A 12,050-nucleotide genomic window follows, 5' to 3' on the forward strand; every position below is an offset into this window, starting at 1 on the left:
GCTGACAGATGCACCGCCTGCAGCGCTGCGCGGTCTAGAACCCCCGGGCCAGCACGATATCGAACGTCCCGCGCCGGCCCTGGCCATCCGCCTCCAGGGCGATGACGTTGTCCGGGTGCTGGCTGGCCCAGGGGTCCTCGGCGATATGGGGGTCGCCGGCGAAGTACAGTTGCAGGGTCACCGGCACGTGCAGCGCCTCCATCACCCGGAAGTGGATATGCGCCGGCCGGGTGATCCCGCCGTACTGCTCCAGCCCCGGCAGGTTCGGCGGCACCGGGTAGCGCCCGGGCATCACCGTCTCGATGCGGTAGCGCCCCTGGGCGTCGGTGTAGAGCATGCCGCGCAGGTGAAAGCGGCCCTTGTCGGTGTAGTTGCCCGGGGTCTGGGTGTCGTACAGGCCGGCGCCGTTGGCCTGCCAGACTTCGACCAGGGCGTTGGCGATCGGCGTGCGGCAGTCCGCGCTGAGCACCGTGCCGCTGACCGCCAGCCGCTCGCCCGCCTCTTCCGGCCCGGCCAGCTGCGCCAGAAATGGCGCGCCGAAGCGGTAATAGGGGCCGAGGATATCGCCGGCCGTGGGCCGACAGAGCTGCTGCGCCAGGGCCGGCGCGGCCAGCAGGCCACCGCCGAGCACGGCGCCGCCATAGAGAAAGTGACGCCGTGTGAGGCCGGCGCCAGGCCTTTGCCGTTTATCCACCGCCGCCTCCTAGCCGGGAGCGCCCCGGCATGCCGAGCACGGCAGCCCGAGCCCGAATGCAGTCAGTCTAGCTCGCCGTCCGGGACGTGACGCTGGCACCGAGCGCCGCTTGTCCAGGCGAGGCCCGCCGGCGACGGGGCCGAGGATGCCTTGTCAGGCCGGCGCCAGGGATGTGCCACCGACCATTGCCGGCATCGATAGTTACCATCAGGTCAATGAAGTTCTCTTAAAAATTCACCTGCGTACCATCTGCTCCATACCCAAGCAGCAACCACCCCGGAGCACACCACCATGAAACGCCAACTCATCCTCAGCTTCGCTTTCTCCGTACTGGCAGCCAACGTATTCGCCGCTTCTTCCGCCCAACCTGTTGTCGCCGAGGGCGGTGCCGACCGCCTGATCGAAAGCCGCATCGCCGAAGGTGGCTCGGATCGCCTGATCGAGAACCGCGTCGCCGAGGGTGGCTCGGACCGCCTGATCGAGAACCGCGTAGCCGAGGGTGGCTCGGATCGCCTGATCGAGAACCGCGTCGCCGAGGGTGGCTCGGACCGCCTGATCGAGAACCGCGTCGCCGAGGGTGGCTCGGATCGCCTGATTGAGAACCGCGTCGCCGAAGGTGGCTCGGACCGCCTGATCGAGAACCGAGTCGCCGAGGGTGGCTCGGATCGCCTGATTCAGAACCGCGTCGCCGAGGGTGGCTCGGATCGCCTGATCCAAAGCCGCGTGGCCTGATCCAGCGCCCCTGATGATCGAGACCCGCGCATGACGACAACGCCACTGCAGCCAGAAAAAGACCGGCCCAATCAGCCGGTCTTTTTTTATCCGCCGCCGGCCACGCCCACGAGGCGCGCCAGGCCGCACGAGGCGCCCATTGCACTGCGCGGCGGAAAACCCTGTGCGGTTGACCAGCCGTCTTGCCAAGCTCCGGAACTTCGCCTATCCAGAAGGGTCTGTGCTGCGCCGCCGCCCCGGCGGTTTTCCCTCAACGGACGGCCCACAAGGCCTGTGAAGCAAGGACTCTTATGAACGCGAACCCACTGCCGCTGATCGCCCTCCTCGCCTGCGCCCTGCCGCTGGCCGCCTGCGCCGCCACGCCCGAGGCACTCAAGCCCTACCCGGCCGCCGCCGACGGCTACGCCCGCCATGTCATCGAGCTGCCGGCGCAGGCCAACGAGGCCGAGCACAAGGTGGAACTGATCGCCGGCAAGACCCTGGAAGTGGACTGCAACCAGCAGCGCCTCGGCGGCCAGTGGCAGGAGAAGACGGTCGAAGGCTGGGGCTACAACTACTACCAGCTGGGCCAGGTCGGCCCGGCGGTCAGCACCCTGATGGCCTGCCCCGACGGCAGCCGCAAGCCGGCCTTCGTCCAGGTCGGTGGCGAGCCCATGCTGGTGCGCTACAACAGCAAGCTGCCGCTGGTGATCTACGCCCCGGCAGATGTCGAGGTGCGCTACCGCGTCTGGTCGGCCGCAGCCGCTACCAGCCCCGCTCCGCGCCAGTAAGGCCCCAGGTTTCAGAGCCCGTCGCCACGGCGGGCTCCACCACCCGGCAGCTCGGCGTGCCCTGCGCCCGGCAGGCGGCTACAATGCGCGCCTTGCCCGTGCCGCCGGATAAAAGAAAACGCCATGTCCCTGCCCAAACACCACCTGGAACTGCTCAGCCCTGCCCGCGATGTGGCCATCGCTCGCGAGGCCATCCTGCATGGCGCCGACGCCATCTATATCGGCGGGCCGAGCTTCGGCGCGCGGCACAACGCCTGCAACGAGGTGAGCGAGATCGCCGAGCTGGTGGAATTCGCCCGCCGCTACCACGCGCGGGTGTTCACCACGATCAACACCATCCTCCACGACGACGAGCTGGAGCCGGCGCGCAAGCTGATCCACCAGCTCTACGACGCCGGTGTGGATGCGCTGATCGTGCAGGACATGGGGGTGATGGAGCTGGATATTCCGCCGATCGAGCTGCATGCCAGCACCCAGACCGATATCCGCACCCTGGAGCGGGCCAAGTTCCTCGATCAGGCCGGCTTCTCCCAGCTGGTGCTGGCGCGCGAGCTGAACCTGCAGGAAATCCGCACTATTGCCGAGGCCACCGACGCGGCCATCGAGTTCTTCATCCACGGCGCGCTGTGCGTGGCCTTCTCCGGCCAGTGCAACATCTCCCACGCGCAGACCGGGCGCAGCGCCAACCGTGGCGACTGCTCGCAGGCCTGCCGCCTGCCCTACACCCTCAAGGATGAAAAAGGCGGGGTGATCGCCTACGAGAAGCACCTGCTGTCGATGAAGGACAACAACCAGAGCGCCAACCTGCGCGCCCTGGTCGAGGCCGGCGTGCGCTCGTTCAAGATCGAGGGGCGCTACAAGGACATGGGCTACGTGAAGAACATCACCGCCCATTACCGCAAGGAGCTCGACGCCATCCTCGAGGATCGCCCGGACCTGGCCCGCGCCTCCAGCGGCCGCACCGCGCACTTCTTCCTGCCCGATCCGGACAAGACCTTCCACCGCGGCAGCACCGACTATTTCGTCACAGAGCGCAAGGTGGACATCGGCGCCTTCGACTCGCCGACCTTTACCGGGCTCTCCGTTGGTCATGTCGAGAAGGTGGGCAAGCGCGACCTGATCGCCGTCACCCATGAGCCGCTGTCCAACGGCGACGGCCTCAACGTGCTGGTCAAGCGCGAGGTTGTGGGTTTTCGCGCCAATATCGCCGAACTAAAAGGCGAGTTCGAGGAGGAAGGCGAGAAGCGCTACCGCTACCGCGTCGAACCCAACGAGATGCCCGAGGGGCTTTTCCGCCTGCGCCCGAATCATCCGTTGTCGCGCAACCTCGACCACAACTGGCAGCAGGCCCTGCAGAGGACCAGCGCCGAACGCCGTATCGGCGTCAGCTGGCAGGCCGAGCTGCGCGAGCAGCAGTTGAAACTCACCGCCACCAGCGAGGAAGGCGTCAGCGTCGAGGTCGCCCTGCCCGGCCCCTTCGGCCCGGCCAACAAGCCGGCACAGGCGCTGGACGGCCTGCGCGACCTGCTCATCCAGCTCGGCACCACCATCTACCACGCCCAGGGCGTGACCCTGGACGCGCCGCAGGCCTTCTTCGTGCCCAACTCGCAGCTCAAGGCGCTGCGCCGCGAGGCCATCGAGGCGCTGACCGCGGCACGCGTCGCCGCCCACCCGCGCGGCAGCCGCAAGGCCGAGACCAACCCGGCACCGGTCTATCCGGAGGCGCATTTGAGCTTCCTCTACAACGTCTACAACCAGAAGGCCCGCGACTTCTACCATCGCCACGGCGTGCAGCTGATCGACGCGGCCTACGAGGCCCACGAGGAAGCCGGCGAGGTGCCGGTGATGATCACCAAGCACTGCCTGCGCTTCTCCTTCAACCTCTGCCCCAAGCAGGCCAAGGGCGTCACCGGCGTGAAAACCCGCGTCGCGCCGATGCAGCTGATCCACGGCGACGAGGTGCTGACCCTGAAGTTCGACTGCAAGCCGTGCGAGATGCACGTGGTCGGCAAGATGAAGGGGCATATCCTCGGCCTGCCGCAGCCTGGCAGCGCCGCGACCCAGGTGGTCGGCCACATCAGCCCTGACGACCTGCTCAAGACCATTCGCCAGAAGCCGGGCTATAGCCACTGAGCCCGGCCTCGCCTGTTCCCCGATAACCCCGATGCAATCCGGGGGGGAATGCGCCTGTATGTCCCGGATTGCCTCCGGGCTAGCACAACAATCGCCAGCAAGCTGGCTCCTGCAGATCGCGAACTAGGCGCGCGCCGCACTCGCCGGGCTAAGCATCTCGATCTGGCGAACCTCGAAATCGCGACGCAGGTAGTCCATGCGCTTCTCGTGGAATGCGCGCATATGCGGCAGCGCCGTGTGCTCGGCGAACGCCTCCGGCGACGCCCAGACCTCGTAGAAGATAAACAGCGTGGGGTCCTGCGCGTCGCGCAGCATGTGGTACTCGATGCAGCCAGGCTCGGCGCGGCTGGGCTCGACATGGGCGCGGAACAGGCGCTCGAAGGCCTCGGCCTGCTCCGGTCTGGTGTGGGCGTGAAGGATAAAGGCGTGCATGCAAGACCTCCTGCAAAAGCGTTGTTTGTCGCACTCTAACGCAGGATAAAGCTGGGCATTCGTGCCTTTCACTCAACAATCATTTGCCTGACCCACTCTGTTTCCCGCGCGGGTGCGCCGCTAACCTGCCGCCATTCTTTTGCGGAGACAGCCATGAAAAACATCCTTCTGCTCGACGGCGGCAAGCAGTTCGCCCACTCCAACGGCCAGTACAACGCCACCCTGCACGAGGCCGCCGCGGCCTTCCTCGACCGCGCCGGGTTCGATATCAAGACCACCTTCATCGATGGCGGCTACGACGTCGCGCAAGAGGTGGAGAAATTCCTCTGGGCCGACGTGGTGATCTACCAGATGCCCGGCTGGTGGATGGGCGCGCCCTGGACGGTGAAGAAGTACCTCGACGAGGTGTTCACCGCCGGCCACGGCAGCCTCTACGCCAACGACGGCCGCACCCGCTCCGACGCCTCGCAGAAGTACGGCAGCGGCGGCCTGGTACAGGGCAAGCAGTACCTCCTGTCGCTGACCTGGAACGCCCCGCAGCGGGCCTTCGACGACCCCAGCGACTTCTTCGAAGGCAAGGGCGTGGACGCGGTGTACTTCCCCTTCCACAAGGCCAACCAGTTCCTCGGCATGACTGCCCTGCCCACCTTCCTCAGCACCGACGTGATGAAGCAGCCGAATATCGAGCGCGACGTGGCCCGCTACCAGCAACACCTGGCCGAGGTGTTCGGCGTCCACTGAGACCCGGCTCAGCGCCCGCCGAACAGCGCCGTCCAGTAGATCCCCACGTCGCTTTGCGGGTCGCTGGCGTAGGCCGCGCCGAGGTCCTGGTACTGCGGGTGCATCAGGTTGGCGCAGTGCCCGGGGCTGGCGAGCCAGCCCTCGACCACCTTGGCCGGCGTATCCAGCGCCGCGGCGATGTTCTCGCCAATCTGGCCGCCGGCATAACCGGCCAGTTCGGCGCGGTCGCCGGGGGTGCGGCCGTCGCGGCCCTGGTGGGCGAAGAAGTTGCCGTTGGCCATGGCCCGGCTGTGCGCTTCGGCGGCGCTACCCAGCTCGGCGTTCCAGGCCAGCGGCGCGGCGGCGGCGAAGCTTTGGCCGCCGCACTGGCGCGCCTGGGCGCGGGCGGCGTTGATCTGCTCCAGCAATTTCTGCCCCTCCGCCTGCCAGTCGCCCAGACGGCCGCTGAGCAGCGGTCGCGCCAGGACGATGCGCCAGTCGCGCTCGGCGCGGCTGACGCCGATGTCGACGAACTGCGGGTCGAGCAGCACCCGGCAGAAACTTTCCGCCAGCGCCTGCATCGCCGCCTGCGCATCGCGCGGGCCGGACAGGCTGATGGCCTGCACGTTGACCAGCGGATAGCCCGCCGCACTCAAGGCCTGCTGCAGATCACCGGTGCCGGCCGCCGGCAGCAGCAGACGCGCATCGCTGGCCAGCGGCGGCAACGGCTCGGAGGCGTGCACGCCGCAGCGCTGCACCTCGCCGCGATAGGCGTTGATCGCCTCGACCAGCGCACCCTCCTCGGCCGCCTGCGCCGCCGCGGCGAGCAGGCCCAGTGCCAGAACCAGTACAGAAAGGGACAAGCGCATGGAACTCTCCTTAACAAGCCGACGGCACAGATGATGCGCGATTACCGCCGTCCAGGCCTACCCCCCGGCGGCGGCGCAGCGCGCTTATCGGCCGCCCCATTACCCTGCGCCGCCAGGGGGCGTATGGTGATAGTCCCATCCCTCACGGAGGAACCGCCATGTTCAAGGTAACCCGCAACGGCGACCAGCGCCTCGATGTGGACTTCGCCGGCAAACTGGACAGCGACGCCATGCGCGCCGCCCTCGACGAGCTGACCCAGGCCGCCGAAGGTATCGAGCACGGGCGCATGCTCTATCGCATCGGCAACTTCGAGTGGCCGACCCTGGGCGCGGTGGGCGTCGAGCTGGGGCGCATCCCGCAGCTGCTGCGCTTTATCCGCCAGTTCGACCGCGTGGCGGTGGTGGCCGATCAGCAGTGGCTGCGTACCGCCAGCCAAATGGAAGGCGCGCTGATTCCCGGCCTGACGATCAAGGCATTCGACTCGATCCGCGAGGCGGAAGCCGAGGCCTGGCTGCAGCAGTGAAGGCATCGCGCTGCCGGAGGCGATCCGGCAGCGCGGGCCGCGGCGGCATCAGCCGAGCTGGTCGACCATCACCGCGTTGCTGTAGACCAGGCTGCCGTCACTGGCGCGGTGGCCGACCAGGTGGAACTGGCCGCGACGGTCTTCGCCACTGAGGTAGACCCGCCACTGGCAATCGGACAGCGGGCCGCATTCGGCCGGGGTGACCAGCTCCATCGCCGCCATGTCGGCATCGACCATCATGTCCTTGCCGCCGCTCTTCTGCAGCTCTTCCTCGGCGCGTTCCAGGCGTAGGTGATCGGCCTCGCTGACGCGGAAGTGAAAGGTGCCGATGGGCGTGGATTTCTGCTCACCGTTGCCCTTACGCCAGCCTTCGATGGTCAAGGTATTCATATCCGGACCTCCTGAAAGTGGGTGCCACAAGCCCGCCGCCCGCGGCTAGGCCATTGGACAACAGTTTAGTCGACAGGCTGCAGACACAGAACAGGCGGCAGCGGCGTTTGCTTGGCCGGTCGATTCGGTTAGGCTCTGCCCCTCAATCAAACGGAGGTATTCCCATGGCCCGCGCCACTGCCCGTCACATCCTGGTTGCCAGCGAAGACAAGTGCAACGAACTGAAAACCGCCATCGAAGGCGGCGCCGACTTCGCCCAGCTGGCGAAGGACAACTCCACCTGCCCGTCCGGCCGCAACGGCGGCGACCTGGGCTCCTTCGGCCCGGGCCAGATGGTCAAGGAATTCGACACCGTGGTGTTCAGCGCGCCGGTCGGCGTGGTCCAGGGCCCGGTGAAGACCCAATTCGGTTACCACCTGCTGGAAGTCACCAGCCGCCAGGACTGATCCGCGCGGCGCTGGCGTCGGCGCCCGGCCGACGCCGTCACTCCAGCCCCGCCGCCCCCTGCGCCCGCCACAGGCGCAGCCGCTCCAGCAGCTTGCCGCCCCACACATTGATCAGCAGCCCGCCCATCACCAGCGCCGCGCCGACCAGTTGCAGCGCGCCCAGGCGTTCGCCCAGCAGCAGCGCCGCGCAACCGATGCCCACCACCGGCACCAGCAACGAGAACGGCGCCACCTGGCTGGCCGGGTAGCGCGACAGCAGGCGACTCCACAGGCCATAGCCGAGAATGGTCGCGGCGAACGCCAGGTAGGCCAGCACCAGCAGCGCCTCCACCCCGAAGCCGCGCAGCGCGCTTTCGATCGCCGCCGGCCCTTCCAGCCACAGCGACAGCCCCAGAAACGGCAGCGGCGGCACCAGGCTGCCCCAGACCACCAGGCCGACCAGGTTCACCCGGCCCAGCTTGCGCGTGACGATATTGCCCAGCGCCCACATCGCCGCGGCGCCAATGGTCAGGGCGAAGCCTGCCAGGGTCATCGCCTGGCCGCCCTGCAGGCCGATCAACGCCAGCCCGGCGGCTGCCACCAGCAGGCCCAGCAGGTTGCTCGCGCGCAGGCGCTCGCCCAGCAGCAGCGCGGCGAAGAACAGGGTAAAGAAGGCCTGCGATTGCAGCACCAGCGAGGCCAGCCCGGCCGGCATGCCCACATGCATGGCGTAGAACAGGCAGGCGAACTGGCCCAGCGAGATGGTCAGGCCGTAGGCCAGCAGCCAGCGCAGCGGCACCTGTGGCCGGCGCACGAAGAGAATCGCGGGAAAGGCGGCGAGCAGGAAACGCAGCGCGCCGAGCAGCATCGGCGGCATCTCGTGCAGACCGAGCTTGATCACCACGAAGTTCAGGCCCCAGACGACTATCACCAGCAGCGCCAGCAGCAGATCTTTGGGCGACATGGGGCAATCCTCGCGGTCAGGGAGCGGCCATTAGAGCAAGCGCATAGCCTGCGCGGCAGACACAGTGAGCGCGGAAAAACGCCACACAGTGCGCTGATCGCCCGCCCTGTGCCGCTGGCCGTTCTGCCGCGCCGCGCCCTTTGCTACCCTGCGCCCTCCTTCGCCGCGGCCGCTGCCATGAGCCTGTCCGACTTCCTCCTGTTCGCCCTGCCGGCGATCTTCCTCACCGGGCTGTCCAAGGGCGGCTTCGGCGGCGCCCTGGGCGGCATCGCCGTGCCGCTGCTGGCGCTGGCCACCTCGCCCAAGCAGGCGGTGGCGATCATGCTGCCGATCCTCTGCCTGGCCGACGTGGTGGGGCTGAAGGCCTACTGGGGCAAGTGGGACGCGGCCAACCTCAGGGTGATGCTGCCCGGCGCGCTGATCGGCATCGTCATCGGTGCGCTGACCTTCGAGCTGTTAGACGAGCGCAGCATCGGCCTGCTGATCGGGGTGATCGCGGTGAGCTTCGTCGCCCTCGGCCTGCTCGCCGGCAACCAGGCGCCGCGGCCGCTGCACAAGGGCCGCGGCACCCTGCTGTCGAGCCTGGCCGGCTTCACCAGCTTCGTCGCCCATGCCGGCGGGCCGCCGGTGATGATGCACCTGCTGCCGCAACAGCTGGACAAGCTGCGTTTCGTCGCCACCATCAACCTGTTCTTCCTGCTGACCAACGCGGCCAAGCTGCTGCCCTACGCCGCCCTGGGCCAGTTCAGCCGGGACAACCTGCTGCTGAGCCTGATGCTCGCGCCCATCGTGCCGCTCGGCGTGTGGAGCGGCCTGTGGCTGCAGTCGCGGGTCAACCACCAGTGGTTCTACCGCATCGCCCGGCTGGGCATCCTGCTGGCCGGCGTGCAGCTGATCTGGCGCAATCTGTAGCCCTCATCGCCCCTGCAGGAGCGGCCTCAGCCGCGACGCTGGCAGCGCGGCGGGGGATTCAGCCCGCAGGAGCTACAGCCCGAGGATCTCGCGCAACTCGCGCGCCGTCGGCATCCGCGCCGAGATGCCGCTGGCGAAGTCGAAGCGCTTGGCCGTGGCCAACGGCCCGACTATCACCGGATCGAAACCGGCATCGATCACCAGGCGCGCCGCCACCTCCAGCGCCGCCTCGTCGTCGCCGGCCAGCGGGATGGCCAGTTTCTCGCCGCTGCGATGGGCCTGGCTGCGCAGGTTGTGGGCGGAAATGGCGTTGAACGCGCGCACCAGGCGCACGCCGGGCAGAAAGCGCTGCGAGGCCAGGCCGGCGCCCAGCTCGCGGGCCTCCTCGGCCATCGGCCCGTCGCGTTCCGGGCGCGGATTGCCGGCATCCAGCAGCACCTTGCCGGCCAGCTCGCCGGCAAGGTCGCGGCCGATCTGCGGCGTGGCGGCGTAGGGCACCGCCAGCAGTATCACCTGGCCGAACTCGGCCGCCTCGCGCGGGGTGCCGACCCGGGCGCGCTCGCCCAGCTCCAGGGCCAGCGGCTGCAGACGCTCGGGATGACGCGAGGACATCATCACCTCGTGCCCCGCCTCGACCCACAGCCGCGCCAGCGCGCCGCCGATATTGCCGGTGCCGATGATGCCGATGCGCAGGGCTTCCGCGTGCGCCAGCGCCGGGGCACCGCCCAGCAGCACCAGCAGGCCCAGCGCGGTGGCGAAACGATGCAGGAAAGGGGACATGGCGACCTCCTCGAACGCGTCACGGCGACACAGGCCAAGCATAGAAAAGCTGCACGCGACGACCGTCGCCGATTCGCAACAGGGTGTTGCCCGCCAGCTATGCTTGAAAGGCGATAACGCATGACAGCCGGCTGCAGGGGCCGAGGAGGTGGTAGTGACCCGAATGCATTTACCCAGTCAATGACCAACTTCCCGGAGACACGACCATGAGCAAGAGCATGGATTCCCACAAAGAAGGCAAGAAGAAGCCGCTGAAAACGGCACACGAGAAACGCATGGCCAAACGCGAGAAGAAACACGGCCAGACCCTGCTCGGCAGCCACTCGCCCAACGCCTGAGCCCCAGCCTGCCGGCGCAGAACCGCTGCGCCGGCGCTTCCCCCGCCGCCAACGCCATCCGGGAAATTGCGCGTGCCGCCGGCGCCGCAAGGCACTAGAATCCGCAGCCTAACCGATCGTCCGGCCGCCCCCGCGCCGCGACGCCGTCTCACCTATCGGCCAGGAGACCCCAGATGGGCGCCCAGTGGAAAGCCAAACCCAAAGAAGCCGCCGCCAATGCCCGAGGCAAGATCTTCGGCAAGCTGGTGAAGGAAATCATGATCGCCGCGCGTAACGGCGCCGACCCGGACACCAACGCCAAGCTGCGCCTGGCCGTGCATCAGGCGAAGAAGGCCTCGATGCCCAAGGACACCCTGGAGCGCGCGATCAAGAAAGGCGCCGGCCTGTCCGGCGAGGTGATCAACTACGAGCGCACCCTCTACGAAGGCTTCGCCCCGCATCAGGTGCCGCTGATCGTCGAGTGCCTGACCGACAACGTCAACCGCACCGTGGCCGAGATCCGCGTGCTGTTTCGCAAGGGCCAGCTCGGCGCCTCCGGCTCGGTGAGCTGGGACTTCGACCACGTCGGCCTGATCGAGGCCAGCACCGACGAGGGCGCCGACCCGGAGCTGGCCGCTATCGAAGCCGGCGCCCAGGACTTCGTCCCGGATGACGAGGGCGCGACCCTGTTCATCACCGAGCCGACCGACCTCGACGCCGTGTGCAAGGCGCTGCCGGAGCAGGGCTTCACCGTCAACTCGGCCAAGCTCGGCTACCGCCCGAAGAACCCGGTGAGCAGCCTGACGCCGGAGCAGCTGGAAGAAGTCGAAGCCTTCCTCGAAGCCATCGACGGCCACGACGACGTGCAGAATGTCTACGTCGGCCTGGCCGGCTGATTCCGCTCGCTAAAGCACTTTGCCCCCTCCCCCACTGATGGGCGAGGGGACAAAGGTCTCACCTGCTCGACACTCGCGACACCTGCCATGAACACCACCCTGCATATCGCCGCCGCCTGCCTGTTCGACCAACGGGGCCGCCTGTTGCTGGTGCGCAAGCGCAACACCCGGTTCTTCATGCTGCCCGGCGGCAAGCGCGAAGCCGGCGAGGATGCCCTGGCCGCCCTGCGCCGCGAACTGCATGAAGAATTGGAACTGCAGCTGGACGACGCGGCGCTGCACCCGCTCGGCCGATTCCAGGCAAGCGCCGCCAACGAGGCCGATACCTGGCTGCAGGCGGAGATCTTCCACGCCGCCCTGCCCCACGCCGTACATCCGGCGGCCGAGCTGGAGGAACTGCGCTGGTACGCCGCCGGCCAGCCCTTCGACGGCGAGCTGGCGCCGCTGCTGCGCGAGCAGGTGCTGCCCGCCCTGGCCGCGCGCCTTTGTTGA

15 protein-coding genes are annotated in these 12,050 nt (G+C 68.0%); 9 read left to right on the forward strand and 6 right to left on the reverse strand.

The features are described 5' to 3' along the window. Positions 1 to 34 precede the first annotated feature (34 nt). Positions 35 to 694 carry a dioxygenase family protein gene (locus tag AC1G9C_RS17475; protein WP_480408321.1) on the reverse strand — a complete coding sequence of 220 codons (660 nt, stop codon included), beginning with the start codon at positions 692 to 694 and terminating at the stop codon, positions 35 to 37. A 291-nt stretch (positions 695 to 985) separates the two neighbouring features. Between AC1G9C_RS17475 and AC1G9C_RS17480 the strand changes: the two genes are divergently transcribed. The 3 genes from AC1G9C_RS17480 to AC1G9C_RS17490 all read left to right on the forward strand — a co-directional run bounded on the left by AC1G9C_RS17480 (position 986) and on the right by AC1G9C_RS17490 (position 4,329). Further along, entirely contained in the window at positions 986 to 1,426 is a 441-nt protein-coding gene (locus AC1G9C_RS17480; protein ID WP_480408322.1) for a phage infection protein, read from the forward strand. 290 nt (positions 1,427 to 1,716) lie between these two features. Next, positions 1,717 to 2,196: a serine protease inhibitor ecotin gene (gene eco, locus AC1G9C_RS17485; RefSeq protein ID WP_122107444.1), complete on the forward strand. Its 480-nt coding sequence runs from the start codon at positions 1,717 to 1,719 to the stop codon at positions 2,194 to 2,196. 123 nt (positions 2,197 to 2,319) lie between these two features. Beyond that, positions 2,320 to 4,329 (forward strand): peptidase U32 family protein, encoded by a 2,010-nt coding sequence (locus tag AC1G9C_RS17490; protein WP_480408323.1) that lies wholly within the window; start codon positions 2,320 to 2,322, stop codon positions 4,327 to 4,329. Positions 4,330 to 4,452: 123 nt separating this feature from the next. Here the strand turns inward: AC1G9C_RS17490 and AC1G9C_RS17495 are convergent, their stop codons facing one another. Then, complete coding sequence (locus AC1G9C_RS17495) at positions 4,453 to 4,761, reverse strand: putative quinol monooxygenase (RefSeq protein ID WP_021444529.1); 309 nt, start codon at positions 4,759 to 4,761, stop codon at positions 4,453 to 4,455. A 153-nt stretch (positions 4,762 to 4,914) separates the two neighbouring features. On the opposite strand from AC1G9C_RS17495, the gene mdaB reads away from it, so the two are divergent. After that, positions 4,915 to 5,502, forward strand: coding sequence for an NADPH:quinone oxidoreductase MdaB (mdaB, locus tag AC1G9C_RS17500; RefSeq protein ID WP_480408324.1), 588 nt, complete (start codon positions 4,915 to 4,917; stop codon positions 5,500 to 5,502). Between the two features lie 8 nt (positions 5,503 to 5,510). Here mdaB and AC1G9C_RS17505 read toward each other — a convergent pair whose 3' ends face one another. Then, on the reverse strand, positions 5,511 to 6,350 hold the full coding sequence (locus AC1G9C_RS17505; protein ID WP_480408325.1) for a CAP domain-containing protein: 840 nt from the start codon (positions 6,348 to 6,350) through the stop codon (positions 5,511 to 5,513). Between the two features lie 158 nt (positions 6,351 to 6,508). Between AC1G9C_RS17505 and AC1G9C_RS17510 the strand changes: the two genes are divergently transcribed. Continuing rightward, positions 6,509 to 6,874 (forward strand): SpoIIAA family protein, encoded by a 366-nt coding sequence (locus tag AC1G9C_RS17510; protein ID WP_480408326.1) that lies wholly within the window; start codon positions 6,509 to 6,511, stop codon positions 6,872 to 6,874. A gap of 48 nt (positions 6,875 to 6,922) precedes the next feature. On the opposite strand, the gene AC1G9C_RS17515 is transcribed toward AC1G9C_RS17510, so the two are convergent. Further along, a complete protein-coding gene (locus tag AC1G9C_RS17515; RefSeq protein ID WP_021445078.1) occupies positions 6,923 to 7,264 on the reverse strand; it encodes a hypothetical protein in 342 nt (113 codons plus the stop codon). A 164-nt stretch (positions 7,265 to 7,428) separates the two neighbouring features. Between AC1G9C_RS17515 and AC1G9C_RS17520 the strand changes: the two genes are divergently transcribed. After that, entirely contained in the window at positions 7,429 to 7,710 is a 282-nt protein-coding gene (locus tag AC1G9C_RS17520) for a peptidylprolyl isomerase (protein WP_021445077.1), read from the forward strand. Positions 7,711 to 7,747: 37 nt separating this feature from the next. Here AC1G9C_RS17520 and AC1G9C_RS17525 read toward each other — a convergent pair whose 3' ends face one another. After that, positions 7,748 to 8,653, reverse strand: coding sequence for an EamA family transporter (locus AC1G9C_RS17525; RefSeq protein ID WP_397496404.1), 906 nt, complete (start codon positions 8,651 to 8,653; stop codon positions 7,748 to 7,750). 177 nt (positions 8,654 to 8,830) lie between these two features. Between AC1G9C_RS17525 and AC1G9C_RS17530 the strand changes: the two genes are divergently transcribed. Further along, positions 8,831 to 9,565 (forward strand): sulfite exporter TauE/SafE family protein, encoded by a 735-nt coding sequence (locus AC1G9C_RS17530; RefSeq protein ID WP_480408327.1) that lies wholly within the window; start codon positions 8,831 to 8,833, stop codon positions 9,563 to 9,565. A 72-nt stretch (positions 9,566 to 9,637) separates the two neighbouring features. Here the strand turns inward: AC1G9C_RS17530 and AC1G9C_RS17535 are convergent, their stop codons facing one another. Beyond that, entirely contained in the window at positions 9,638 to 10,345 is a 708-nt protein-coding gene (locus AC1G9C_RS17535; RefSeq protein ID WP_480408328.1) for an NADPH-dependent F420 reductase, read from the reverse strand. 511 nt (positions 10,346 to 10,856) lie between these two features. Between AC1G9C_RS17535 and AC1G9C_RS17540 the strand changes: the two genes are divergently transcribed. After that, positions 10,857 to 11,558: a YebC/PmpR family DNA-binding transcriptional regulator gene (locus AC1G9C_RS17540; protein WP_021444105.1), complete on the forward strand. Its 702-nt coding sequence runs from the start codon at positions 10,857 to 10,859 to the stop codon at positions 11,556 to 11,558. A gap of 87 nt (positions 11,559 to 11,645) precedes the next feature. Then, complete coding sequence (locus AC1G9C_RS17545; RefSeq protein WP_480408329.1) at positions 11,646 to 12,050, forward strand: NUDIX hydrolase; 405 nt, start codon at positions 11,646 to 11,648, stop codon at positions 12,048 to 12,050.

This window comes from Pseudomonas sp. ABa2 (genome assembly GCF_056676075.1).